At 62.3% G+C, this 25,393-nt stretch carries 24 protein-coding genes, 1 tRNA gene, 1 other RNA gene and 1 riboswitch; of the genes, 13 read left to right on the top strand and 13 right to left on the bottom strand.

Annotation, left to right across the window (positions count from 1 at the left end):
• Positions 1-375 (top strand): Slp family lipoprotein (locus VGM61_RS14085; protein ID WP_331523459.1); only part of this gene is annotated, 375 nt, incomplete at its 5' end.
• Between the two features lie 62 nt (positions 376-437).
• On the opposite strand, the gene VGM61_RS14080 is transcribed toward VGM61_RS14085, so the two are convergent.
• The 8 genes from VGM61_RS14080 to VGM61_RS14045 all read right to left on the bottom strand — a co-directional run bounded on the left by VGM61_RS14080 (position 438) and on the right by VGM61_RS14045 (position 5,309).
• Positions 438-782, bottom strand: a complete 345-nt coding sequence (locus tag VGM61_RS14080) for a histidine triad nucleotide-binding protein (RefSeq protein ID WP_331523458.1) — start codon at positions 780-782, stop codon at positions 438-440.
• Positions 783-802: 20 nt separating this feature from the next.
• A complete protein-coding gene (gene recR / locus VGM61_RS14075) occupies positions 803-1,408 on the bottom strand; it encodes a recombination mediator RecR (RefSeq protein ID WP_331523457.1) in 606 nt (201 codons plus the stop codon).
• 7 nt (positions 1,409-1,415) lie between these two features.
• On the bottom strand, positions 1,416-1,739 hold the full coding sequence (locus tag VGM61_RS14070; protein WP_250625814.1) for a YbaB/EbfC family nucleoid-associated protein: 324 nt from the start codon (positions 1,737-1,739) through the stop codon (positions 1,416-1,418).
• Between the two features lies 1 nt (position 1,740).
• Positions 1,741-3,429 (bottom strand): DNA polymerase III subunit gamma/tau, encoded by a 1,689-nt coding sequence (dnaX, locus tag VGM61_RS14065; protein WP_331523456.1) that lies wholly within the window; start codon positions 3,427-3,429, stop codon positions 1,741-1,743.
• A 75-nt stretch (positions 3,430-3,504) separates the two neighbouring features.
• Positions 3,505-3,601, bottom strand: an RNA gene (ffs, locus tag VGM61_RS14060) — signal recognition particle sRNA small type.
• Between the two features lie 27 nt (positions 3,602-3,628).
• A tRNA-Ser gene (locus VGM61_RS14055) sits at positions 3,629-3,721 on the bottom strand.
• A gap of 89 nt (positions 3,722-3,810) precedes the next feature.
• A complete protein-coding gene (locus VGM61_RS14050) occupies positions 3,811-4,569 on the bottom strand; it encodes an MBL fold metallo-hydrolase (RefSeq protein ID WP_331523454.1) in 759 nt (252 codons plus the stop codon).
• Positions 4,566-5,309 (bottom strand): 3-deoxy-D-manno-octulosonic acid kinase, encoded by a 744-nt coding sequence (locus VGM61_RS14045; protein ID WP_414694878.1) that lies wholly within the window; start codon positions 5,307-5,309, stop codon positions 4,566-4,568. Before VGM61_RS14045 ends, VGM61_RS14050 begins: the two co-directional genes overlap by 4 nt.
• Positions 5,310-5,351: 42 nt before the next feature.
• On the opposite strand from VGM61_RS14045, the gene VGM61_RS14040 reads away from it, so the two are divergent.
• Positions 5,352-6,407, top strand: coding sequence for a glycosyltransferase family 9 protein (locus VGM61_RS14040; RefSeq protein WP_331523453.1), 1,056 nt, complete (start codon positions 5,352-5,354; stop codon positions 6,405-6,407).
• Positions 6,408-6,410: 3 nt separating this feature from the next.
• Here the strand turns inward: VGM61_RS14040 and VGM61_RS14035 are convergent, their stop codons facing one another.
• Positions 6,411-6,809 carry a DUF6165 family protein gene (locus VGM61_RS14035; RefSeq protein WP_331523452.1) on the bottom strand — a complete coding sequence of 133 codons (399 nt, stop codon included), beginning with the start codon at positions 6,807-6,809 and terminating at the stop codon, positions 6,411-6,413.
• Positions 6,810-6,932: 123 nt separating this feature from the next.
• Between VGM61_RS14035 and VGM61_RS14030 the strand changes: the two genes are divergently transcribed.
• Positions 6,933-7,145: a hypothetical protein gene (locus VGM61_RS14030; protein ID WP_331523451.1), complete on the top strand. Its 213-nt coding sequence runs from the start codon at positions 6,933-6,935 to the stop codon at positions 7,143-7,145.
• A 59-nt stretch (positions 7,146-7,204) separates the two neighbouring features.
• Here VGM61_RS14030 and VGM61_RS14025 read toward each other — a convergent pair whose 3' ends face one another.
• Positions 7,205-7,666 carry an Hsp20 family protein gene (locus VGM61_RS14025; RefSeq protein ID WP_331523450.1) on the bottom strand — a complete coding sequence of 154 codons (462 nt, stop codon included), beginning with the start codon at positions 7,664-7,666 and terminating at the stop codon, positions 7,205-7,207.
• A 452-nt stretch (positions 7,667-8,118) separates the two neighbouring features.
• Here VGM61_RS14025 and VGM61_RS14020 point away from each other — a divergent pair, with 452 nt between their 5' ends.
• The gene (locus VGM61_RS14020) at positions 8,119-9,036 is read left to right on the top strand and encodes a cupin-like domain-containing protein (RefSeq protein WP_331523449.1); all 918 of its coding nucleotides are present in this window, start codon (positions 8,119-8,121) and stop codon (positions 9,034-9,036) included.
• Between the two features lie 571 nt (positions 9,037-9,607).
• On the top strand, positions 9,608-10,195 hold the full coding sequence (locus VGM61_RS14015) for a hypothetical protein (protein WP_331523448.1): 588 nt from the start codon (positions 9,608-9,610) through the stop codon (positions 10,193-10,195).
• Between the two features lie 32 nt (positions 10,196-10,227).
• Here VGM61_RS14015 and VGM61_RS14010 read toward each other — a convergent pair whose 3' ends face one another.
• A complete protein-coding gene (locus VGM61_RS14010) occupies positions 10,228-11,988 on the bottom strand; it encodes an alpha-L-fucosidase (protein WP_331523447.1) in 1,761 nt (586 codons plus the stop codon).
• Between the two features lie 150 nt (positions 11,989-12,138).
• Between VGM61_RS14010 and VGM61_RS14005 the strand changes: the two genes are divergently transcribed.
• From VGM61_RS14005 to VGM61_RS13985, 5 genes are all read left to right on the top strand, one after another.
• Positions 12,139-13,278, top strand: coding sequence for a phosphotransferase enzyme family protein (locus VGM61_RS14005; RefSeq protein WP_331523446.1), 1,140 nt, complete (start codon positions 12,139-12,141; stop codon positions 13,276-13,278).
• A 10-nt stretch (positions 13,279-13,288) separates the two neighbouring features.
• Positions 13,289-13,386, top strand: a riboswitch (TPP riboswitch).
• Between the two features lie 51 nt (positions 13,387-13,437).
• Complete coding sequence (locus VGM61_RS14000; protein ID WP_331523461.1) at positions 13,438-15,624, top strand: TonB-dependent siderophore receptor; 2,187 nt, start codon at positions 13,438-13,440, stop codon at positions 15,622-15,624.
• Positions 15,614-16,216 (top strand): nicotinamide riboside transporter PnuC, encoded by a 603-nt coding sequence (gene pnuC, locus VGM61_RS13995; RefSeq protein ID WP_331523445.1) that lies wholly within the window; start codon positions 15,614-15,616, stop codon positions 16,214-16,216. Before VGM61_RS14000 ends, pnuC begins: the two co-directional genes overlap by 11 nt.
• A 114-nt stretch (positions 16,217-16,330) precedes the next feature.
• On the top strand, positions 16,331-17,953 hold the full coding sequence (locus VGM61_RS13990) for a methyl-accepting chemotaxis protein (protein ID WP_331523444.1): 1,623 nt from the start codon (positions 16,331-16,333) through the stop codon (positions 17,951-17,953).
• Positions 17,954-18,607: 654 nt separating this feature from the next.
• Entirely contained in the window at positions 18,608-19,396 is a 789-nt protein-coding gene (locus tag VGM61_RS13985) for a DJ-1/PfpI family protein (RefSeq protein ID WP_331523443.1), read from the top strand.
• A 38-nt stretch (positions 19,397-19,434) separates the two neighbouring features.
• On the opposite strand, the gene VGM61_RS13980 is transcribed toward VGM61_RS13985, so the two are convergent.
• Positions 19,435-20,418: an aldo/keto reductase gene (locus VGM61_RS13980; protein WP_331523442.1), complete on the bottom strand. Its 984-nt coding sequence runs from the start codon at positions 20,416-20,418 to the stop codon at positions 19,435-19,437.
• Between the two features lie 199 nt (positions 20,419-20,617).
• Between VGM61_RS13980 and VGM61_RS13975 the strand changes: the two genes are divergently transcribed.
• Positions 20,618-21,508, top strand: coding sequence for a LysR family transcriptional regulator (locus VGM61_RS13975; protein WP_331523441.1), 891 nt, complete (start codon positions 20,618-20,620; stop codon positions 21,506-21,508).
• Here VGM61_RS13975 and VGM61_RS13970 read toward each other — a convergent pair.
• Complete coding sequence (locus tag VGM61_RS13970) at positions 21,480-22,757, bottom strand: sodium:proton antiporter (RefSeq protein ID WP_331523440.1); 1,278 nt, start codon at positions 22,755-22,757, stop codon at positions 21,480-21,482. The two genes, VGM61_RS13975 and VGM61_RS13970, sit on opposite strands and share 29 nt — an antisense overlap.
• A gap of 78 nt (positions 22,758-22,835) precedes the next feature.
• Between VGM61_RS13970 and VGM61_RS13965 the strand changes: the two genes are divergently transcribed.
• Both VGM61_RS13965 and VGM61_RS13960 read left to right on the top strand, forming a co-directional pair.
• Positions 22,836-23,924 (top strand): mechanosensitive ion channel family protein, encoded by a 1,089-nt coding sequence (locus tag VGM61_RS13965; RefSeq protein WP_331523439.1) that lies wholly within the window; start codon positions 22,836-22,838, stop codon positions 23,922-23,924.
• A 29-nt stretch (positions 23,925-23,953) separates the two neighbouring features.
• Positions 23,954-25,372: a deoxyribodipyrimidine photo-lyase gene (locus tag VGM61_RS13960; protein WP_331523438.1), complete on the top strand. Its 1,419-nt coding sequence runs from the start codon at positions 23,954-23,956 to the stop codon at positions 25,370-25,372.
• The last annotated feature ends 21 nt before the right edge of the window (positions 25,373-25,393 follow it).

Here is a 25,393-nt window from a genome sequence, read left to right as displayed (position 1 = left end):
CCCTCGGGCGACAAGTCCGACAACCAGGGCCGCTTCGTCGCCTGCCGCGAAGGTTTCTACGATCCGGAAGTTTTCACCCGCGGTCGCGAGGTCTCCATCACCGGCACCATCCATGGCACGGTCTCGCAGAAGGTCGGCGATTTCGACTATGCGTATCCACGCGTGGAAGCCGACGTGGTTTACCTGTGGCCCAAGCGCGTGATCTACAACTACCCGCCGGGGTACTACGACCCGTTCTGGGGTCCGGGCTTCGGCCCGTACTGGGGCGGTCCGTACTGGGGCGGCTGGGGTGGTTATGGTGGTTATGGCCGCTACGGATATGGCGGCGGTTACCGTCGTGTGATTGTCGTCCCGCGCCCGGCTCCTCACCGCTAAAAGCGCGAACAAAAAGAAGCCGGCGCAAGCCGGCTTCTTTCATGGGGCGAAACCTCCTATCGTCAACCCGGCGGCCAGGTCATCCGGCGACCGGCAAGCAGGTGGACATGCAGGTGGTACACCGTCTGTCCACCATCTTCGTTGGTGTTGAGCACAGTGCGGTAGCCTTTCTTCTCGAAGCCTTGTTCCCGCGCGTAAGACGCCGCTGCAAGCAGTAGCTTGCCCAACAACTCTGCATCGGCCGTCGTGGCATCACCCAGGCTGGCGATGGCCCGCTTGGGAATGAACAGCACGTGCACCGGGGCCTGGGGATTGAGGTCGCGGAAAGCCAGCACGTCGTCGTCTTCATAGACGATATCGGCGGGGATCTCGCGACGGACGATCTTGGCAAAGATGGTATCGGTCATGTCAAAAGTTTCCGATGAAGTCAGGAGCCGAGCACCTGGCGGCTGCCAAAAGCGTGCGCCAGCGTGCCACGATCGACGAACTCCAGCTCGCCGCCCAACGGCACGCCATGGGCAAGTCGGGTGACGCGGATGCCAGCGGCACGTGCCAGCTGGCCCAGGTAATGCGCCGTGGCCTCGCCTTCGACCGTGGGATTGGTGGCCAGGATCATCTCCTCCACCTCACCCTCGCCCAGGCGCTGGGCGAGCAACGGTAACCCCAGTTCCTCAGGCCCCAGGCCATCGAGCGGCGAAAGGCGGCCCAGCAGGACGAAATAGAGGCCGCGATAGCCGGTGGCCTGTTCGATGGCGACCAGGTCCGACGGCGACTCCACCACGCACAGCACGTGTTTGTCGCGACTGGCGCTGGCACACACCGAACACACCGCTTCCTCACTGAAAGTGCGGCAGCGGCTGCAATGGCCGACATCGCGCATGGCGGCCTCGAGCGCCGCAGCCAGGCGGAACCCTCCCTGGCGCTCGCGCTCGAGAAGATGGAAGGCCATGCGCTGGGCGCTCTTGCCGCCCACGCCAGGCAGGCAGCGCAGGGCGTCGATCAGCTCGGCGAGGAGTCGGGAACCGCTGCTCATGCGAAGATCAGAACGGCAGCTTCATGCCAGCTGGCAGGTTCAGGCCGGCAGTGACGCCACCGAGCTTGTCCTTGCTCACCTGGGCGATCTTGTTCACCGCGTCGTTGAAGGCGGCGGCGATGAGGTCTTCTGTCATTTCCAGGTCGTCGGCAACGAGCTTCGGATCGATCTTCACCCGGCGTACCTCGTGGGCGCCGGTCACGATCACAGTAACCATGCCACCACCGGCACTGCCGGTGACTTCCATGCGGGCGATTTCTTCCTGCGCACGCTTCATGTCTTCCTGCATGCGCTGGGCCTGCTGCATCAGCTGACCGATTTGTGCCTTCACGTCATTGCTCCAGGGGCTTGATGGATTGGGGTATGACACGTGCGCCGAAGTCGCGTTGCAGTGCCTGTACCAGGGGATCGTTGCCGATGGCCTGGACGGCATCGGCCTGGCGCGCATCGCGCACCTGGGCCGCTCGCTCGGCTGGCGTTTCCCCTGCTGCGTGGTCGGCAATGAAGCGCAAGCGGATACGCCGGCCCACGGCTTTGGTGAGCCGTTCTTCCATCTGGCCGGTGAGCGGTTCCACGGCCAGATGCATGTAGGCCGGCTTCAGTACCAGTGTCATGGTTTCGCCGTCGACCTCACGCATCGACGCGTTCTGCGCCAACTGGCCCAGCGGCCCGCGCAGGTTCGCGCGCTCGATCAGGGTATGCCAGTCGGGAATGTCGCCGCTGGCGGCCAATGAAGGTGCAGGCACGGCCGGCGCGGACGTGCGCGGTGACACATCCGGCGGCGCTTCACGCGATGCCGCGGGGATCTGCGACGGGCGTGTGCTTGCTCCCGGCGAAGATACAGGTGCGGATGCTGCCGGATTGACCCGGGACGTGCCGCTATCGCCGCCCACGGCGTTGCCGGTGGGCATCGCCGGCGCACGGCGCGGTGCGGGCGCGGTTTCGCCTTCTGCCGGGGTGAACGCAAGCATGCGCAGCAAGGTCATTTCAAAACCGGTGCGCGCATCCGGGGCGAGGTTAAGGTCGCGGCGGCCGGTGGTGGCTATCTGGTAGTACAGCTGTACGTCCTGCGCTGACAGGCGTTCGGCCAGGGCAGCTTCGGCGGCATCATCCAGCCCGTGGCCCGCCACCAGCTGGGCCAGTTGCAGTCGGTGCAACAGGCCCGCGATGTCGTCCAGCACGCCTGCGAAATCCGGCGAGAACGAGGCGATGCGGTCGCATTCGGCCATCAATGCCGGGCCATCATTGGACGCCAGCGCCTCAAGCACGCCCAGTACCTGGCCGCGGTCGACGCTGCCAAGCATGGCGCGCACGTCGGCCGCCTTGAGCGAACCGGCGCCATAGGCGATGGCCTGGTCGAGCAACGACAGGCCGTCACGCATCGAGCCGTCGGCGGCACGGGCGATTTCATCCACGGCCTCGCTCTCGAAGGCAATGCCCTCGGCACCGAGAATATGCAGTATCTGGCCGCTGACCTGGTCGGGCAACATGCGCTTCAAGTTGAACTTCAGGCAGCGCGAAAGCACCGTCACCGGGAGTTTCTGGGGATCGGTGGTAGCCAGCAGGAACTTCACGTGCGGCGGCGGTTCTTCCAGTGTCTTGAGCAACGCGTTGAACGCAGGCTTGGACAGCATGTGTACCTCGTCGATCAGGTACACCTTGAAGCGGCCGCGGGAGGGCGCGTATTGCGCGTTCTCGATCACCTCGCGCACGTCGTCCACGCCGGTATTGCTGGCAGCATCGATTTCAAGCAGGTCCACGAAACGCCCGGCGTCCACCGCCGTGCATACGGCGCACTCGCCGCAGGGATCGGACGATTCCCCGCGTTCACAGTTGAGCGACTTGGCGAAGATACGCGCGATGGTGGTTTTGCCGACGCCGCGGGTACCGGTGAAAAGATAGGCGTGATGCATGCGCCCGGATTCGAGCGCATTGGTAAGCGCGCGAACCACGTGTTCCTGGCCCACGAGCTCGGCGAATTTACGGGGGCGCCATTTGCGCGCCAGAACCTGATAACTCATGCCTTCACTACCTTGGGGCGACAGGTGATTGTGCCAAGGAGTGGCTTGGGATGCGAACGCCCAAAAAGGTGGCGGCCCTGCCAGCCACACCCCGGCACCCGAATCATTCGCTACCGTTGCTTCCTTCCGGACCTGGCGGAGTTTACGAACTATCGTCGCGGGGGGACCGTCAGGGCCACCGTAATTTAGCCAATCAGTTTGGCGGAGAGAGAGGGATTCGAACCCTCGATACGCTTTTAAGGCGTATACACACTTTCCAGGCGTGCTCCTTCAACCACTCGGACACCTCTCCACGCGCATTCTCCGCGCCTTCCCTGCCCGCTTCCGTGCCGGCAAAGAAGCGGAATTGTAATGACACGCGGCACCGGGCACAAGGCAGGCCTAGCCGGCATCGATCCTTGGCGGCAACGGATCGGGCAATACAAGGCGGTCACCCGGCTGGGCGATTCGAAAGCCCAGGGCCGAAAGCTTCCGCCCATCGTCCTGTGAACCGTAGTGGTAGGCCACGATGCGCGCGCGCAGGTCCGCATCGTACTCGCTCAACAGGTCGTCGGCACCGCTATGCGAAGGATTGCCTACGAGGCTGCAATCGTGCGCGACCAACTCGCCATGCGCGGCAACGACCGCCAGCAGCTCGGGGATCGGCCGCGTATCGCCGGTGTAGACGAAGCTGCCATCGAGCGCCAGCCCATACGAAGTGCCGGCACGGTGATGGCGCGTGGCGAAAATATCGAACCACTGCCCTTCATGCCAGAAGCCCCGCGAACACGGCACCAATGTGAACGCTTCCCACCAGTTCACCCCGCCTTCGGCCAGTACACCGGGATAGTCGGCGATGCGTCCCTGCAACCAGGGCACCAGGTTGGCATGCAGGAATAACTTGCAGCGGCCGCGCAGTGCTTCATCGAACCAAAGCCGGATGAACAGGCGCTCCAGGCCGCCGACATGGTCCAGATGCACGTGGGTGATATAGATCGCCGCCGGCAACGTGCCATAAGCTGCCTGGTAGCGGTCGAGCGTATCCGGGCCACAATCGACCAGGAGCCTTGGCTGGCCGTCGTGTTCCAGGACAACCGCCGAGGAGCCCAGCTCCACGGCATGGGCCGCCCCGGTGCCAAGGAAATGCAGGTGCCAGGTCATGCGCCCAGGGTCCTTTCGTAACGATATACCAGCGGCTTCCACACGTCGGTGTCGAAGGCACGGTCGCCCGAACGGGCTGCGCCTACCTTGATCAGCGACCGGCGCAGCCTGTCCAGGTTGTCCTGCTGCCATGACAGGTGTGGTGCACGCAGCCGGCCTCGGTCGAAATCAATGAGGTACAGGCCCTCCGGATTGACCAGGATATTGTGGGCGTTCAGGTCTGCATGCCACACGCCTTCGCGGTGGAAGCGCGCCACCAGTGCACCCACCTGCCCGGCAAGTTCGGTATCCACGCTACCGGCTGCGATTTTTTCAGCAAGGGTGGACGCACATGGAATGCGCAAGGTGACGAGGTCCGCGCTGTAACGCAGGCCATGCCGGACAAATCCCGCGGCAAGTGGCGCCGGCACCGGCAACCCCCGGCCAAGCAGGTGCGCCAGCAAGCGGAATTCCCGAAAACTGCGGGTGCGGTCGGCGCCGAGCCACAGGTAACGGTCGCCCAGGATGTTCGCCACCATGCCGCCCCGGCGGTAGTGCCGAAGTACAGCCTCGCCGGCGTCGGTGCGGATGATGCTCACGCCCCCGCGGCCGCCGGTGGCAGCCGCCAGCGCGCCCTGACCCTGCCACCACGCAGGCTCGAACCAGCGGCGATCGACCGCAGGTACCAGACCTGCGTCGAAGACAATGCCGCCGCCCTGGTCGGCAAGCACGCGCTCGTCTGTCATCATCGTCGACTGCACCGTTCGATCCGCCGCCACTGTCACCGGAAGGTGAGTCTAGCAATGCCAAGCCCCGTCAACGCAGTTCCCGGCAGCATTTGCCTGCTGCGCACCTCTGCCATCGGCGATGTCACCCACGTGGTGCCGCTGGTTCACACCGTCCAGGCCGCCTGGCCGGCCACGTCGATCACCTGGATCGTCGGCAAGCTCGAACGGAAGCTTGTGGGTGATCTTCCCGGCGTCGAATTCATTACCTTCGACAAGGGCAAGGGCCGCCAGGGCATGGGCGAGGTGCGCCGGGCACTGGCCGGACGCCGTTTCGATGCACTGCTGCACATGCAGGTGGCACTGCGTTCGAACATCCTTTCATTGGCGGTGAAGGCCACGCGCCGCATCGGCTACGACCATGCACGCTCGAAAGACCTGCACGGCCTGTTCGTCAACGAACGCATCCCTTCGCGCACCGGCGAGCACGTGCTCGACGCCATGGGCAGCTTCATCGAACCACTTGGACTGAAGCAGACCCGGGTGCAGTGGGATATTCCCATCGACGAGGAATCCCATGCGTGGGCGGCGGAACAGCTGCCTGGCGAGGAGCCGTCCTTGTTGGTGAGCCCGATGTCCAGCCATACCGTGCGCAACTGGTTGCCCGAGCGCTATGCGGCAGTGATGGACCATGCCCATGAACGCGGCTTCCGGGTACTGCTTACCGGCGGCCCCTCAGGGCCTGAGCGCGAACTGGCCGACCGCATCCTTGGCAAGGTCACGCACGCTCCTGTGGACCTCACTGGCAAGGACACCCTCAAGCGCTACCTGGCACTGCTCTCACGCGCGCCGATGCTGCTGACGCCCGATTCGGGCCCCATGCACATGGGCAACACCGTGGGCACGAAGATCCTGGGTTTGCATGCGGCAAGCAACCCGCATCGTTCAGGGCCGTACTCCGACCGGCGATGGTGCGTGGACAAGTACGATGCCGCTGCGCGGAAATTCCTGGGCAAACCGGCGAGCGATATCCCCTGGGGCACGAAAATTGAGTTTCCCGGCGTCACCGACCTCATCGAGGTCGACGAGATGATCGACCGCTTCGAGGCGTGCCGGGAATTCCTCCGACTCTAGGCCCTACTTGGCCCGGTAGTCTTTGTACGACTTCTCTTCCACCAGTTGCGAACCCAGCTTCAGGTTGATCTCGCGCTTGATCGCCGCGCGCTCATCGTTCTCGAAATACACCGATCGCGCCAGCTTGATGAAAGCGGCATCGAACTCCTGCGCCGACTCCTTCACCCGGATCTCGTCCTCGATGTCCCACAACCTTTCGTTCACGGCAAGCAGCCGCGTACGCTCGGCGGAGATGTCGGTCTGGGAGGCAGGCGCGTTGCCCCACGTGGCGTTCAACAATTCAAGCTCGTTGCGCACGTTGGCAAGTTTGGCCGCATCTTCGATGCGCTGGGATTTAATCTCCAGGATGGTGATCTTGTCGATCAGTTCGCCGAACGAGACGGGGGTTTCGATGAGGCTCATGGCCGTGTCCTTGGGAGCGTAGGCCGGCAAGATTAACAAGCGATACGGGGCCTTGTCGCCCGCGAGACACCGCCGTCACGCGGTTCTATTCACCTTGGCCCTGCCAACGCCGAGGAGCGACCGATGCAAAGCCCGCAGATTCCGGAAAAGCCTGGACTTACCCCGGCCACGCCCGAGGAGACACCCAGTACGCCAAAACCTGAAATTCCGGCACCGGACCCGGATACACCACCTGAGGAGCAACCTGTCCACCCGGACAATCCCGAGGCACCGGGCACACGCGAACCGCCGGACCCGGGCGTGGAGCAGGCGGCGCTGGCCGCCCGCATTCCCTGAAAAGACGAAGCCGCCTGGTAAAGGCGGCTTCTTCATGGCGTCCCTGCCAGCCAGGCGTTTTACGCAGCCTTCGTCACATCCTGCAGGCGATGCTCGATCGTCGCGCCGGTGCTGATCTCGATCTGGCGCGGCTTCATCGCCTCGGGCACTTCGCGCTTGAGGTCGATCGTCAGCAAGCCATTGAGGATGCTCGCACCCGCCACGCGCACGTGGTCGGCTAGTTCGAAGCGGCGGTTGAACGGACGATAGGCAATGCCGCGGTGCAGGTATTCACCCTCGGCCTCGACCTTCTTCTCACCGGTGACGATCAGCAGGTTCGGCTGCTGGGTGATGGTGAGGTCTTCCTGGGCGAAACCCGCCACCGCCATGGTGATGCGGTAGGTATCCTCGCCAGTCTTGAGGGTGTCGTACGGCGGCCAGTTGTCATTGGGCTGGGCGCGCTTGGCGGTCTCGAGCAGGTCGAACAGACGGTCGAAACCGATGGAGGAACGGTACAGCGGGGCAAAATCGACGGTATGCATGTGGGTCACATCCTCTATCTGAGCAATGGAAAGTAGAAGCCCCTCGTGGGGCATCGCTGGCCGGCCCCGAAGGCACCGGCATCCGCTATCTATGTGCGGTGACGCCGTGTTCAAGGGCTCATGTGCGTCTTCACTGCACGAACCGGGCAACAGGCCTGGGATGCCTTGCCGGGTGCACCGGATGCGCCGGGGTAGTGATGCACTTCCGTAACATCGGTCGAATTGCCTAGACACGGGCGGAAGTGACAGCAAGATTTCCGTAAGTTCTTGCGACTTGGCACAATTCCGCCAATCATTGGAGCGTCCCGTTCTCCCGCCTGCCCGAACCATGATATGCACGTAAACGGCAAGTTCTTGCGATGTTCGCAAGGGCACCGCTAGACCTTCCGGCAAGTCGCGGCGGTTGCTGGCGCAGGCGTAGAACAGTGGCTAACGAAGCTACAGGCACCATCATGGACATGCCGGTTCGCCGGTCCATCACGATGGACTGGGACAATTTCCACCCTGCCCGCACCCAGGGACTGACCCACGATTTCGTCGACCACCCATTGCTGGCACCCGACGAGCTCGCCCAACTGGGCAAACGCTGCCGCGGCACCACACGCTGGTTCTCGTTCAACAACCAGGCCACGCCCGGGTCGAACTTCGACGAAGTGGGCAGGCTATTTCCAAACAACCGCTCGATCGTGGACTCCATCCACGACATCAGCAATGCCAAGGCTTGGGTGCTGCTGCGGCACATCCAGGCCGACCCGGTATACCGCACCCTTATCGACGAGGCGATGGATCCCATCCGGGAGCGCATCGAGGCCATCGATCCGGGCATGTACTACCGCGCCGGATGGATCTTCGTCGCCTCGCCGCACACCGTCACCCCGTACCACATCGATCGCAACAACGGCCTGCTGTTGCAGGTTCGCGGGCACAAGACCCTGTACGTTTGGGACCCGGACGATGAGTACGTGTGCAGTGAACGTGCCCGGGCAAGCTTCCACGCCCGCCACGATCTCGCCCTGGTGCAATGGCGCGAGGAATTCCGCGAGCGGGCGCACCGCTACGACCTTGGCCCCGGTACCGGGGCGTACATCCCGATGACCTCGCCGCATATGGTGGAGACACTCGACGAATCGTCGATCACCGTGAGCTTTACCTACAGCACGAACGCCACCAGGCGCGAATCGATGATGCACTTCGCCCATGAGCTCGCCCGGCGTGCCCACGTTACGCTGCCCCCGGTGGGCAGCGACCCGTTGTCCGACCACGCGGCCTATGCGTTGACAGCGTTATCCGTGGCGGTGCACGGACCCGGCAGCCATCCGCCAGCGTGTCCGTCGCTGGCGCATCGCACGCGGTACGCCGTAGCCGACTGATCTTCCCTACAGTCCATCGATCCGGGACATGGCCCTACAAGGGCTGAAACTTGATGGTTGCTCGCCACGTCGGCGGCCATTATCCATGCCTGCACGAGTTCGCGTCCTGCCCGCAACCCCGACCCATCCAGCCCGCCGCCCATGCCGGCTTCTCCAGCGTTGTCAAGCCAGGAATGCTCGCTACCTGAAGTGCGACCGCGCACTTCCACGGTGCATTGCCGTGCTTAAAAAATCCCCGACTCCAACGTCAAGGACAGCCCGAGTTATTTCGTTATCTCCCCCCGGCCCGATGAACGTGATCTTCGCAAGACAGAAGATGGAATTCACAGCCTTCATAGGCTCAATAGCGCGGGAGGGGTCAAACCACCTGGCAGTCACTTCAAATATAAGGTGAGCTTGAAGGACGGAAATCGATTGAAGGTCGAAAGGCCGTCAGATACGGAGGGCGCGTTTCGACGTCTATTTTTCTTACGAATACAGCCGGATCGAGCAAAAACCCCACTCCAAGACATGGATATTCAACGATGGACCCCGACGGCACCATGACCCAGTCTATAGCCGGGAGCTTCCCATGAAGATAGAAGGAAGTACTGCGGCGCCCGACGTACTTCGTCCGGCTGTTTCCTTCGAGGATGCGAAATGGGACTCGATCGAATATTTGCTGGACGAGGCCGATACATGGCTCGCTCGCGGAGGAGAGCCGCGCCTGCTAGGGTTGTCAGATCCACGCATCACCGAGGTATGGAGCAAAGTAAGTCCAGATCACGAGCCTCCCCCCGGCCTACTGGCCTTCCTGCATCGCGCTGGCGCGGACGCACCGTTCATGAGTCCATACCTTGAACATAGTTATCGCCTGGAACACTACGAAGATAACCTTCGTTCCGCTAGGATTTTCGTAGGCAGCCTGTCATCGAATGACAACCCCACTGATTTGCATTGCCTGGACGAGAAAGGCGCCTTACGTGCATCGATCGTCATTATCGCGTGCGATATTATCGGCGAAACCTACTACTGCATGGATGTATCGAACAAGGATTCTCCGATTTACCAGCTATACACCGAGAACTGCGAACTGATGGAGAGTTCCCATACGATGCTTGGATTTCTCGGGCTGGAACTGATCAACTACTGGGCCAAACAGGATTGGCCGGAAGGATAGAAACCTCTTCGGCGTCGGCCGCGATGCTGGCGTTAGCTTCCCGAAGCCACCGCGCGCCGCACCGAAACCCGCACCACATCAACCCCAAGTGGCGTTCCCTTGTTGAAAGGCTCCGGCGGCGTCAGTTCCAACTGCATGGTGTCGGGCTGGCGAGTGGCATCGCGCTCAACATACGCGACAACCGACTGCTCGCCCTGCCCTGCCGGGAGCACGAGTGCCTGCGCGTGTCCATCCACGACCAACGCCATCGCCTTTGACGAGCGCGACGCAACATACCGAACGGTCACCTCGTAGTGACCCTCGCCCAGGGCTGCGTGCCACTGCAACTTGTACACGGTTGAGGGATCCTCGTATCCGTAACCGTTGTAGTTGAGGAACTTTTCAGCGTCGGCTTCTGGCAGGTCTACCATGCCGTTCGCCGGGGCGCGTACATCCCGCGGAATGACGCGCAAGGGCTTTGCCAGCGACAGGGCGATCACGGGTTCGAATGCCTTCGCCGCCTGTCCCGCAAGCAAGGTACCAGCGTGGATATCCAGGCCATCTCCGGCACGCCTGGCGTCAACGGCTGCACCAGGCGCACCGCCAAGCAACCGAATATCGCCGAATGGCGACCCGACCACGCCAGGTAAATGCAACACACCATCGGCGGGAGCATGGTCGATAAAAAGGTAAACCTTATCGCGTCCGATCGTGGCATGGCCGAAATCGAGCCTGCCGAACGGCGAAGCCCGCGTGCCATACACCGCCTCGCCGTTGGTCGCCATCCATGCCCCGATGCCGTGCAACACATCCGCCTCGAACGGCACCACGCTGCCATCACCCTTCGGCCCGATATTCAGGATGTAGTTTCCGCCGGCACTCACCACACGCACCAGCCGGGAAATGTTCTCCCGCACCTTCGCCTGTACATCGCCTCGCTGCTGCCAGCTGCGATAACCCCAGGTTTCAGGGAACATCGACGCCGGCGACTGCCAGGGTTCCTCAACGCGCACCTTGGGTTCGGCGTTGTCGCCCATCACGGTGAAGTCGCCCTGGTGATTCCACACGCGACCTGAAACCATGGTCTGTGGCTGCAGCGCGTGCACTGTTTCTTCAAAATGCCGGCTTTGTGCCGCGGTGGGCTTACCCATGTCGAACCAGATTTCGGCGATCGGCCCGTAGTTGCCCAGCAGTTCCTTCAACTGTGCCACGTTGAAGGCTTCCTGCCCCGCCGTGATCGGATTGCTGTTGCCCTCGATATAGGTGTTTCCACCCGGATGGTGCCAATCGATGGTGGAGTAATAGACACCGAAGGCCAGCCCTTCCTTCTTGCAGGCCTCAGCCAGTTCCTTCACCACGTCGCGCTTGAACGGCGTGGCATCGACGATGTTGTACGGCGTGACGCGCGTATGGAACATGTTGAAACCATCGTGGTGCTTGGCCGTGACCACGATGAACTTCATGCCGGCCGCCTTGGCAAGCCTGGCGATAGTGTCGGCGTCGAAGTCCACCGGATTGAACGACGACGCGGTGGCGGCATACGCCGTCCCATCGATATTCCCGTTGGCGAGAATCTGCTCGCTATAACCGTTGTCCACGCGCTTGCCCTGCCACTCACCGCCTAGTGCTGAATAAAGCCCGAAATGGATGAACATGCCGAAGCGCCGATCTTGCCACTGGGCGATGGTGGCGGCGCTGGGCCGATGGGTGCCCAGCGGGCGGGGGACGTCCTGTGCACCTGTCGTGGCAGCCAGGGCGTGCCCGCACAGGGCAAGGAGGGAAGCGGCGACGGCCGCGCGAACGCTGTTCTGCATGGGGTGATTCCGGTCATGGAAAGGCATCCGCTGACGTCCCTCAACGCGCGAACAGTAAAGAGTGTGTCCACCGCGCGGCGCCTTGGCAACCCCTTCTTGTGACGCCGACAGGTGATAATCGGCCACCTTCGACTTGAACCCCGTCCTTCCATGAGCCAGACCAGCCATCGCGTCCATGGCCTTGCCGGTGACGACCTCGAGCCCGACTGGCCCGCGCTCACCCTGGATGAACTGGTGGCGTTGAGCATGGACTACCCGATGCTTGCGCCGCCGCTGGCGATCAGTTGGCACAGCCCCCGGCCACTCTCGGCCGCGGCCCTGGTGCGCCATGGCCAGGGCACGGTGTTCGTGAAGCGGCATCACCATAGCGTGCGGTCGATCCGGTCGCTGGACACCGAACATCGCTTCATGCATCACCTGCGCTCGCGGGGCATACCCATCCCTGGGTTGCTCACCGATACGATAGGACGCACTGCGGTGCAGGCAGGTGACTGGGTCTACGAGGTTTACCAGGCGATCACCGGTGATGTCTACCGCGAAGCGTTCTCGTGGTCGCCGCTGGACAACCTGCAGCACGCGCACACCGCCGGCTGCATGCTGGGCAAGCTGCATAATGCATCCGAAGGATTCGACGGTCACGATCGCGGCACGCATATCCTGGTTGCGCGAAGTGACTTGATCCTGGCGCCTGATCCGCTGAAGGAACTTGAAAAACAGTTCCCTGAGCGCCCAGCCTTGCGCGACTATCTGCAAGAGCGTCCATGGCGCGATCAACTTCGCACAGCGCTCGAACCCTGGCATGCACGGGCTCACCGCGGGCTGGCTGGGAAGCCCACACTATGGACGCATGGCGACTGGCACGTATCGAACCTCGGGTGGAGCGGCGGCGGCGCCAATGCACGGATCACCTCTGTGTTCGATTTCGGACTGGCGGCACCTACCTTCGCCCTGTTCGACCTTGCCACGGCTATCGAACGCAACGCGATTGCCTGGCTTGCCCTTGACGAACCGGGGGCCGCGCACCTGGACATCGCCCTGGCGCTGATCGAAGGTTATCGCCAGTCGCGGCCATTGCCAGCCAGCGACATCGCCCTGCTCGCCGACCTCCTGCCCATTGTCCACGTCGATTTCGCGCTCTCGGAAGTGGAGTATTTCCAGGCCATCACCGGCGCCCCCTCCCACGCCGATGTGGCTTACGAGACCTTCCTGTGTGGGCATGCGGCATGGTTCCACACCGCCGAGGGCGCGGCGCTTCTCGCTGCCATTCGACAATTTGCCGGCATTTCGTGATTTAATCATCCCATTGAAGCGGGGGTGCCTGGCGTACAGTCAGGCTGAGAGAGTCCCTTGGAACCTGACCCGGTTAGTACCGGCGTAGGGAGCTTGATGAATCGCATCGCCCGGACGGCGATGCGGTTTACCGTCGCTTCGCTTTGCCCGAAGACGACGATGACCCTACCCCGCACGCCCCTCGCCCTTGCCCTCATTTCCGCCATCGCCGTGGCCCATGCCGCGGACACGCCGGATGCGCCTTCAGTGGTGCAAGCAAAGAACCTTGCCACCGTTGACGTCAACGCCACCGTCGACAAAGGCTATCGCGCCAGCGACGCGCAACTGGATACGTTCGGCAGCTTCGGCTCTGCGCCACTGCACGACACACCTGCGTCGATCCTGGTGATCACCCGCGACCAGATCGACGACCGTCAGCCACGCTCGCTCAGCGAACTGGTCCGCGGCGATGCAGCTATCGGCGACAACTACGCGCCGGTGGGGTACTACCAGGACATTGCCATCCGTGGCTTCCCCCTGGATCTTGCCACCGCCTTCCGCCTTAACGATCTCACGATCTCCGCCGAGCAACCGCTGGCACTGGAAGACAAGCAGCGCGTGGAGATCCTCAAGGGGTTGGGCGGCCTGGAGGCCGGCGTGTTGGCTCCCGGTGGCCTGGTGAACTATGTCAGCAAGCGGCCTGCAGACGTCCATACGGCCACCATCGGTACCGATTCCCATGGCTCGGCCTATACCGCCGTGGATCTGGGTGGCTGGCTTACGCCTGGGTTCGGGTTGCGCGTGAATGCTGCGCACGAGAACATGCATTCCTACGTCGATCACCTTGACGGCCGCCGCAGCTTTGTCTCGCTGGCGGCCGACTGGAAGATCAACGACGACAGCAAGCTGGAGCTTGATACCGACTACCAGACCAGCGGCCAGCGCTCGGTATCGGGCTACCAACTCCTGGGTGGGACCACCCTTCCGCCGCACCCCAGCCGCACGCAACTCCTGGGCTATCAACCCTGGCAGCGCCCGGTAGGCATCGACGCCAGCAACACGACGCTGCGCTATAGCTACCGATTCAGCGACGACTGGACGGCGCGCCTCTCCGCCGGACACAGCCGTACCCGGATCGACGACAACGTCGCCTTCGCCTATGGCTGCTTCTATGCGGCAAGCTGTGCCTCGGGTGCTACACCGGGGTACTTCTTCGCCCCCAACGGTGACTACGATGTCTACGATTTCCGCAGCCCGGACGACACACGGCAGAACGACGAGCTGCGCGCGGTGGTGGCCGGCAGCTTCGACACCGGTTCAATCACCCACGAAGTGAATATGGGTGCCAGCGCCTTCCGCCGCACCATGGACCAGCGGCCGTATGTGTACGATTACGTTGGCACGGCGAACATCAGCGAAGCCAACCCGCCCGTATTCGATCCGTCACCCAATCAGCCCGGCCCATTAGCGCGCGTGCTCACCAGCTGGCAGCGCGCGGTGTTCGCCGTGGATCGCGTGCACCTTTCAGACACCTGGCAAGCCATCGCCGGCGCCCGCTTCGTCCGGCTAAACGAGCGCGAGTACGACGATACCGGCGAGCTTTCCCGTGACACGCGCCTGGTAAAACTGCTGCCGCAGGCGGCGCTGATGTGGCAGCCGACGGCGCCGCTCACCACCTACGTAAGCTTCAGCAAGGGATTGTCACTGGGCACCGCGGCACCCTACTGGACCACCAACGGCGGCACCGTCTTGCCACCGCTGCTGTCCCGCCAGCTCGAAGCCGGCGTGAAGTACGCCTTCGGCGACTCACTGGACCTGCAAGCGGCGGTGTATCGCATCAGCCAGCCGTACCAGTTTGCCCGTCCGGACGATTCGGCCACCGGTTTCACCTTCGTGCAGCAGGGCAACGAGGTGCACACCGGCGTAGAACTGAACGCCGCAGGCCGGGTCACGGAGAATTTCCGCCTGACGGCCAGCATCAACGTGATCCGCGCCCGCGCGCAAGGCACTGGCACACCTTCGTATGAAGACCACCAGGTTGTGAACGTGCCGCGCCTTCGCTCAGCCGTGTACGTCGACTACCGCCTGCCCTTCGCACCGTCTTTAAGCCTGCTGGGCGGCTGGCGCTACGCCAGCGCGAACGTGGCCACGCCCGATGGCGCCACCCGCGTGCCGGCGTACCACGTATTCGACGCGGGCCTGCGCTACGAAGCGCAACTCAATGGCCATGCACTCACCTGGCGATTGAATGTGGACAACGTGTTCAACCACTTCTACTGGCGCGATACTGGCACGAGCGGCGGCGACAGCTACCTCTTCCCGGGCATGCCGCGACTGGCGCGCCTGTCGGTGACTTATGACTTTTGAGCTTTCCTGGTTTGAAGTGGCATCGGCGGTCGTAAGCGCCGTGGCGGTGTGGCTTAGTGCACGCCGCCATCCGTGGTGCTGGCCGGTGGGCCTGGTGTCGGTGGCAGCCTATGCGTGGGTGTTCGTCGATGCGCGCCTTTATTCCGACGCGCTGCTGCAAGGGGCGTTCGCGGCCTTCATCGTGTACGGCTGGCGGCGATGGCTCAACAACCTTGGCGACGACGGCCGCGTTCGCGTGGCGCCATTGCCGGCAGGCGAAGCTCTATGGCATTTGGGCCTGGGTGTACTCGGCGCGGTAGCGCTGGGTGCATTCATGCACTACCGCACCGACGCCGCCTTGCCGTGGCTCGACGCTTCGCTGGCATCCTTCAGCCTTGTCGCCCAATGGTGGCAGGCGCGAAGGCATACCGCCGCGTGGCCGATGTGGATTGCGGTGGACGTGATCTACGTGGGGGAATACGTCTACAAGTCGCTTCTGGTCACGGCCATTCTGTATACGGGGTTCGTGGCGCTTGCGGCGATGGGATGGGTGGCGTGGCGGCGCCAGCACGTCGCTCCCGTGAGCCATGACACCTATTCGACCCACCCTTGAAACACAACTGAAATAATTGAAATTAAAGGATTTTTTACTTAAGAAACGCCTTGTGCGGTCGATAAGCGGGCGAGCCACGTACTCCCCCGATATTCCCTCCCCAGGAAAACGATCGTGCCTTTCCCTAGCTTCAACATCCCCACCTTTCCCCGCCTTACCGGCCTTCGTGTCACCTTCGTCCTGCGCATCGCCTGCTTCGTCGTCGTGATGGCGGTAGCTGCCACCATCGGCATGACCGCCATGTCCCGTGCAGGTGAGGCGCTGCGCACGATGTACAGCTCCGAACTTGCCACGGCCAGCGTCGTGGGCCGCATGATGAACATCTACCGTTCCAGCGCCCAGGAAGTACGCGAGTCGCTGCAGATGAAGCTGCCATCACGCTCGGAAAGCGCCACCGGCGTCATCAATACCAACCAGAAACTCATCGTCCGCATGTGGGATGCCTACCTGCAAACCAGCGGCGGCGTGCCCAGCGGCGACGACTTCAGCTCGTTCACCAGTCACAAGGCCTCGATCGATAAATTCCTCGGTCGCATGGCCGAAAAACTCAATGAAGAGAAATACGACGAAGCCAGCGAGCTGCAGGACGATCTTCTCGGGCCTGTCTACATCACCCTGCAGACCGACGCCGGGAATATCCTGGATAAAGTTGCCAGCGACGGCGCGCAGCGCTTCGAGCAGCAGGTACACCAGGTAACCGTGGCTCGCTGGGCCATGCTGGGCGCCATTGGCATCGGCTTCGTCATTGCCCTGCTCCTGGATATCCTGCTTCTACGCCGCGTGATCGGGGGTGTGCGAGCTGCGTCTACCGTAGCCGAAGGCATCACCCTGGGTCGGCTGGGACATGCCTGCGCCCTGGACGGCGACGACGAACTGGCCGTGCTCTCCCGCTCACTGGCCACGATGGACGGCAAGCTGCAGGACATCGTCACCGGCCTTCGCGGCAGTTCAGGCACCGTGCGCGGCATCAGCCGGATCATGTCCGGCGGCAGTGAATCGCTGTCGCATCGCACACAAAGCCAGTCGGCGGCGCTTGAGCAATCCTCAGCGCAGCTGGCCAGTCTTTCCGATGCCATCGTCCACCATGCCTCGCTCACCCAGGCGGTGGATGGCGAGATCAGGCAGCTGGGTGAAAAAGCCCGTGACGGCCGGGATATCGTGGCGCGCAGCCTTGATGCCATGGCCCAGATCAAGGGCGGCAGCGCCCGCATCGCCGAAGTGGTTGAGATCATCCAGGCCATCGCCTTCCAGACCAACCTGCTGGCCCTGAACGCCGCGGTGGAAGCCGCACGCGCCGGCGAACAGGGACGCGGGTTCTCGGTGGTAGCCGCCGAAGTGCGCAGCCTGTCCCATCGCTGCTCGGACTCGGTCAAGGAGATCCGCGCATTGATCGAAGACAACACCGACCGCGTCGAAGTCGGCGCGGTACTGGCAGCGCAATCGCGCGCCGCCTTCGACGACATCGCCACCGGCTTTGCGCGCGTCGCCGACCATTCCGCCACCATCGCCCAGGGCAGCAAGCAACAGACGGTGGCCCTGGCGCAGATGGGTGCGGCTTTCGGCGAGCTGAACACCATTACCGGCCAGAATGCCGAACTGGTGGATGACATCCAGTCCGCTGCGGCCAGCCTGCAGCGCGAAGCGGGTGGGTTGGGGAACCTGGTGGCGTTCTTCGCGCCGGAGACGACGCCTTCCGTCACTAACGCGCGGACCTCTGAAGAACCCGCGCTGGCGTAAAAAGACGCTTCCTTGATGGCGAGATCCATCATGGTGTGCCGCCTGGAGATTGAGCATCGTTTGATGGGATGTGTCAGGTAACTTTGCGACCATTCGCATAGCATCGCTGCGCAGAAATCAGGATCATTCACGCGTTGCCGGTGTACCGGCAACCGGGTGTCGAAGCCTGGGAAGAAGTCGCGCCCCGCAGCATCACCTGCGGGGCGCGAGGTTCACCGCCATACGGCGGGCGACCAGGCGGGCGTATGCCCGGCCGTCTTCTTCCGGTCTTCGACCCTGGCTCGCCCGCCACCCCTACCCATAAACGGGCTTTGGCAAACGAGCTACGGTGGCGGATGAACGTGTTCGGCTAGCGGAAGTAGCCTTGGGTTGACTGTCTTCGATGACGGACCAGGGCGAGAGGTGCACAGGCCGGGGCGTTCATTCGCCTGATCCGTCGACGCCACGGCGCAGTCAACCCGTCGCACCGACCGGGCACAAGGCACCACACCTCTCGACTGGATATTCAGCCACCCTTGCGGCCACCGGGAACTCCAACGACACAGCTGTCGGCGATCACTGACAGACGCGTCGTATCTTTATCCTTCTAATGCCGGAGCGCCGCGCCTTATGGCAAGTCGCGACCACCGAAACATTGGAAAAGGAGATTCCTCGATGATGCGTCAGAAATTCGTTCGGATAATTCAGTCAGTTACCGCAACCCTGTTGCTTGGCTGTACTTCTGCCTATGCCCAGGGCCTGCAAGCGCCGTCGGAGAACCATGTCGCTGTTTCGAAGAACCTATCGAATCAAGCTGCTTTGGTGTCACCAAAGAACCGCACGCCGACATCAATACAGCCGGCCGGCAAAAAGAAAATTGCTATCGTGATCTACCCGGATTTCGAGACGCTGGACGTTTTCGGCCCCGTGCAGATGTGGGGTCGCCTGGATGACCATGAACTGGTCATGGTCTCGCAGCATGGCGGCCTGGTTAAATCTGCCCAGGGCTTCGAAGCGGTGGCGGACTACTCATTCGACAATGCCCCCCAATTCGACATCATCATGGTTCCCGGAAGTTTGGCAGGGACCGAACGAGAAGTGAAAAATCCCGCCATGCTGGAATTCCTTCGCCGCCAGGACAGGGGTACCGAGTTGACAACTTCGGTTTGCACCGGATCGGCCTTGCTTGCGCGGGCGGGGATCCTCGATGGACGCAAGGCCACCTCCAACAAAAGAAGATGGGAATTCGCCACCAGCCAGGGCTCCATGGTTCACTGGCAGGGTCGTGCGCGCTGGGTTGTCGATGGCAAATTCATTACCTCGTCCGGGGTTTCCGCAGGAACGGACATGGCGCTGGCGTTGGTGGAAATGCTTTACGGACGCGCACGTGCCGAACGCGTTGCAGCGGGCGCGGAATATACATGGAACGACGACCCATCCAACGATCCCTTCGCCGTGGAATAAGTCCACGTTACCAGGCGCGCGTGGCTGGATACCGATGGTCAACGGTTGACGTAGCTCTGCATTTGCTCGGAATAGCGCGCGCCCTGTACTTCGATTCCGGTGATCGCCTCTTCAATCTTCCGTAGATCGCCTGCCGTCAATGCAACGCGATCCGCGCCGAGGTTTTCCTCAAGCCGGTGCAGCTTCGTCGTGCCCGGGATGGGGACGATCCAGGGCTTGCGCGCCAGCAGCCAGGCCAGTGCGATCTGGGCCAGCGTCACCTGCTTGTCGGTGGCAATGCGACCGAGCGCATCCACCAGCGCCTGGTTGGCCTTGCGTGCTTCAGGTGCAAAGCGCGGCGACGAATTCCGGTAGTCGGTAGGATCGAGGGTCGTGGTGGCGTTGATGGCACCGGTAAGGAAGCCCTTGCCGAGCGGGCTGAAGGGAACGAAACCGATACCGAGTTCTTCCAACACAGGAAGAATGTCCTCTTCCGGTTCGCGCCACCACAGGGAATATTCACTCTGCAGTGCCGTTACTGACTGCACGGCGTGGGCACGGCGGATGGTCGCGACACCCGCCTCGGACAGACCGAAGTGCTTCACCTTGCCTTGCGCGATCAGGTCCTTCACGGTTCCCGCAACATCCTCGATCGGTACATTGGGATCCACGCGGTGCTGGTAGAGAAGGTCGATGACATCCGTCTTCAATCGTTTGAGCGACGCTTCCACCACCTCGCGGATATGGTCGGGCCGGCTATCGAGGCCCTCCAGCGGCTTGCCGTTGCTGAAACCGAACTTGGTGGCGATCACCACCTCGTTGCGCATCGGCGCGAGGGCTTCGCCTACCAGTTCTTCGTTGGTGTAGGGCCCATAGGCTTCAGCGGTGTCGAAGAAGGTGACGCCGCGCTCGAATGCCGTGCGGATCAGTTTGATGCCTTCTTTAGTGTCGATGGCCGGCCCATGGCCGAAACTCAGGCTCATGCAGCCGAGGCCAAGGGCTGAAACTTCCAGCCCGCTCTTGCCGAGGGATCGCTTTTGCATGGTGGATTCTCCGATGGGGGTGAGGGTCCCAGAAAGTCTATGGGCGGTACCGGCTTCGAATTAGCCCCCGCGGAGTACTAGCATCTATATCCACAATTCATGAATAAGTGTTTGCCGCAGGATTATCCACGCGCCTATCCTATGAATAGGCCGTTCCAGATCCCTTCCCAGCATCAATCATGAAAGGTGGTCATATCCCATGCGCAAGGATTTCCACGAACTGAGTGCTTTCCTCGCTGTCGCACGGGAGTGCAGCTTTACCCGCGCAGCGAAGAAGTTGGGCACCACCCAATCAGCGCTCAGCCACTCCGTCCGCAAACTGGAAAGCCGCCTGGGTGTACGCCTGCTCACGCGCACCACTCGCAGCGTGTCGCCCACGGAAGCCGGCGAACGGCTGCTCGGCAACATCGGTCCGATGTTCGACGACATCGAGGCTGAAGTCGCCGCCCTGAGTTCGTTCCGCGAGAAACCCGCAGGCATGATTCGCATCACCGTCTCGCAGCACGCGGCCGCCACGTTGATCCAGCCGATGCTGGCGCGATTCCTGCCGAACTATCCGGACATCAAGATCGAGGTATCGATCGACAACCAGCTGGTGGACATCGTGGCCGATCGCTTCGACTTCGGCGTACGCATCGGCGAGCAGGTCGCCAGCGGCATGATCGCCACGCGCATCGGCCCGGACTTCCGCATGATCGTGGTCGGCTCGCCCTCGTACTTCAAGGATCGTGCGCCGCCCGTCACGCCGCAGGACCTCACCTCGCACAGCTGCATCAACATAAGGTTGCCTTCCTACGGCGCCCTCTATCCCTGGGAATTCGAAAAAGACGGCCGCGAAATCAAGGTGCGCGTGGATGGCCAGCTGATCGTGAACAGCAGCCCACGGATCCTCGATTCGGCCATCGCCGGACTTGGACTGGCGTGGGTTCCGGAAGACCTCGCCAGGCCGTATCTCGACGACGGACGATTGATCGCAGCGCTGGACGAATGGTGCGTGCCGTTTCCGGGCTACCACCTCTACTACCCGAACCGGAGGCATACATCATCGGCGTTTACGCTGTTTATCGAGGCGTTGCGGTATCGGGGGTGAGGGCACCATCAGCTGGTTCATGGCAGACAGCTCGCGCTACCGTACCCACCGTGAGCCCCTGGACCAGCACCGAGAAGACAACCACACCGTAGGTCAGGGTGAGGATGGTGTCGCGGGCCGGGCCAGGCGCCAGGGAAAAAGCCAGCGCAACCGAGATGCCGCCACGAAGGCCGCCCCAGGTCATTACCCGCCATGAACCGGATGGCAGACGGAAGAATCTGGGCAGGATACGGACTGGCACCCCGACCGTCAGCAGTCGCGCAGCCACAGTGACAAGAATGGTTCCCAGGATGGCAAGCAGCAAGGGAAGGGAAAAAGCGATGACAATGACCTCCATGCCGATGAGGACAAACAGTACGGCGTTGAGAATCTCGTCGAGCAACTCCCAGAACATGTCCACATACCGCCGGGTGGTATCGGACATCGCTTCCGCACGGGCACCGTTGCCAACCATCAATCCAACCACGACCATCGCCAGCGGTCCCGAAACGTGCAGGTGGGTGGCCAGCGCATAGCCGCCCATCACCGCTGCAAGGGTCATTAGGACTTCGACCTGGTACTGGTCGATGCTTTTTAGGAGACGGAAGGTCAAAAAGCCCAGGACCACGCCGAACGCGATGCCGCCACCGGCTTCGTGCAGCAGCATCATGCCCGCTTCGCCCAGCGTCGGCGTTACACCCGTGGCAGCTACACCAAGCAGCAGGGAAAAGAGCACCACACCCACGCCGTCGTTGAACAGCGACTCCCCTGCAATCACCAGTTCAAGCGACCGCGGTGCGCCGATGGACTTGAGAATACCCATGACCGAAATCGGGTCGGTGGGTGAGATGAGCGCACCAAACAGCAGGCAGTCGATCAGTGGCAGCGGCACGCCGACCCATGGCAGGAGCCCCCACATGGCGACGCCGACGACGGCCGTGGACAGGCACGTTCCAACAATGGCAAGGGATGCAATCTGCCATCGATATTGCCGCAGGGTTCCCAGGTCGACATGCAAGGCCCCGGCAAACAGCAAAAACGACAGCATCCCCTGCATCAGCACGTCGGAAAAATCGATGGACCGAAGAAGTGATTTCTCGAACGCGTCCAGACCATGATCCAGTCCGAATGCATGCAGCCCCACGATGCCAAGGGAAATGACCAGCGCGATGGCCATCACCCCGATGGTGGCAGGCAGGCGCAGAAACCGGTGATTGACGTATGCAAGAAGCGCGGTCACCACCAAAAACAACGCCGCGACATCAAGCATGACCACGCTCCCTCGACAGGCATGCTGTCATGATTACATTTTTGCCACGAACCCGTCAGGGTGCAAGCAGGAGCAACCATGTTCGAGACATTCCACCAGTGGGCCGTCCACTATGCCTTTCTCGGCATTCCCGCATGGCGCTGGCTGATGGGCAGCGGCACTGCGCTGGTAGGGACGCTTGTCGTCTCGACGGCTATCAGGTTGATGTCCAGGGCCCTGTCCCGCAGCCACCTTTCCGGCGCCCGAGCCGTCGGCGTCGCCGCCTCACAGACACACATATGGCTGGTCTTTATTGCCTTTCTCGTGCTTGGCGCCCAGGCACTCGGCTTGTCCGATCGCGCCAATCGCTACATCGACGTCATCGGCACCATTGCGATCGCCGTGCAGCTCGGCCTCTGGGCCAACAGCCTGGTCCGCTCATGGACGTCGCTCTCGTTGACTGCGGAAGGGACACAAAGCTACAACCCGGTCGTGTTGTCCATGATGAGCTGGTTCGCGCGCATCATGATCTGGGCGACCTTGCTGCTCGCGGCACTGAGCGTTGCCGGCGTCAACATCACGGCCTTTGTTGCAAGCCTTGGCGTGGGTGGCATCGCCGTCGCGTTGGCCTTGCAGAACATCCTCGGTGACCTCTTCGCATCGATGTCGATCGGACTGGACAAACCGTTTGAAATCGGCCAGTTCATCACCTTCGGTGACGTTGCAGGCACCATCGTTCACGTCGGTGTGAAAACCACCCGTATCCGGTCATTGTCAGGCGAGGAAATCGTCGTCGGCAATGCGAAGCTGCTCAACAATACCCTGCACAACTATGCCCGCATGCAGGAGCGGCGGATCGTGTTTACCTTTGGCGTGACGTTCGACACCGACGAGCCCACGCTTGCCACCATCCCGGCGATGGTTCGCTCCATTGCACAGGACACCGCCGATGTCCGCCTCGACCGTGTCCACTTCAAGGCTATCGGCGAAAGCTCGCTCGACTTCGAAGTCGTCTATTACGTCACTTCGCCGGACTTCAATCGCTACATGGACGCCCAGCAGTCCATCAATCTTGGACTGGTTGCCGCCTTCGCCGAAAAAAACATCCAGTTCGCCTTTCCGACCCGTACCCTCGTTATCCCCGCCCCTCTTGCCATTTCAAGGGCCACCGAATCCGAGGCAGCATAGCTGCTGGCCCAGCGGGAAACCTAGCCATCATGACCACTGCGATCATGCTGTTTCGCCGCGACTTGCGGCTGGCCGACAACACCGCACTGGCTGCCGCCTGCCGGGATCATTCGCGGGTGCTGCCGCTTTATATCCATGCCGATGGTGAAGAAGCACCGTGGGAGACGGGTGCCGCGAGCCGCTGGTGGCTTCACCATTCTCTGCATGCATTGCAAGCTGATTTGCAAGAGCGCGGTGCGCATCTTCACCTCAGAGCAGGGGAAACGTTGCAGGTGCTTCGCCACGTGATCGAGCACAGCGACGCCCAAGCAGTCTATTGGAATCGCAGGTACGAACCGGCCGTGATTGCACGCGATACCCAAGTCAAGGCGGCCTTGCTCGAACAAGGGGTCGCGGTACACAGCCACTCCGCCGCCTTGTGGTCCGAGCCCTGGCAGGTACAAACCAAACAGGGTGAACCTTATCGCGTGTTTACACCGTACTGGCGCAACCTGCGTTCATCGATCAGCATATCGTCGCCATCGGCCAGTCCCGAAAGCGTCCAATGGGCCGAACTGCCGGACGGTCTGCCACTGGAAGCGCTCTCACTGTTGCCGCGCGTGCGCTGGGACAAGTCCTTTGGCGACACATGGCAACCCGGCGAACGCGGCGCCGGGGATGCGCTGGACCTGTTCTGCGACGATGCCCTGGGCGATTACGCAACCGGACGCGACAAACCCGCACGACATGGCACATCGCGTCTGTCCCCGCACCTGCATTTCGGCGAGATCTCGCCATGGCAGATTCATCGAACCCTCCACGCGCGTCTGGAACGAGTGGACGCGCGCCGCCGGCCGGATATTGAACCTTACTTGCGTGAACTGGGCTGGCGCGAGTTTGCGCACCACTTGCTGTATCACTTTCCGCATACGGCTACCGAGAGCTTCAATCCACGCTTCGCCAACTTCCCCTGGGCCACAACGGACGAAACGCAGCTTAAGCGCTGGCAGCAGGGCCGCACGGGCATTCCACTGGTGGATGCCGGCATGCGGGAGTTGTGGCAAACCGGCTGGATGCACAACCGCGTGCGTATGGTGGTGGCGAGTTTCCTTGCCAAGAACCTGCGCCAGCACTGGTCCCATGGTGCGCGATGGTTCTGGGACACCCTGGTGGACGCGGACCTCGCCAACAACACGCTCGGTTGGCAATGGGTGGCTGGCTGCGGCGCGGATGCGGCTCCGTATTTCCGCGTGTTCAATCCGGTGACACAGGCGAAGAAGTTCGATCCCGACGGCGCATACCTGCGCCGCTGGTTGCCGGAGCTGGCTGATTTCTCCATCGATCTATTGCACGAACCATGGAAAGACGAATCGCTGCGCAAGCGCGCAGGATATCCGCTTCCGATGGTCGAACTGGGCGCTTCCAGGCAGGACGCGCTCAATGCTTTCCAGTCGTTGCGTAAGCCCTGATGGGCCCGACAGACGTCCGCC

Origin of the sequence: Pinirhizobacter sp., from assembly GCF_036499745.1 — a bacterium.
Lineage (GTDB): Bacteria > Pseudomonadota > Gammaproteobacteria > Xanthomonadales > Rhodanobacteraceae > Pinirhizobacter.
Note: the sequence above shows the minus strand (reverse complement) of the source record. Positions and strands in the feature narration are given on the sequence as shown.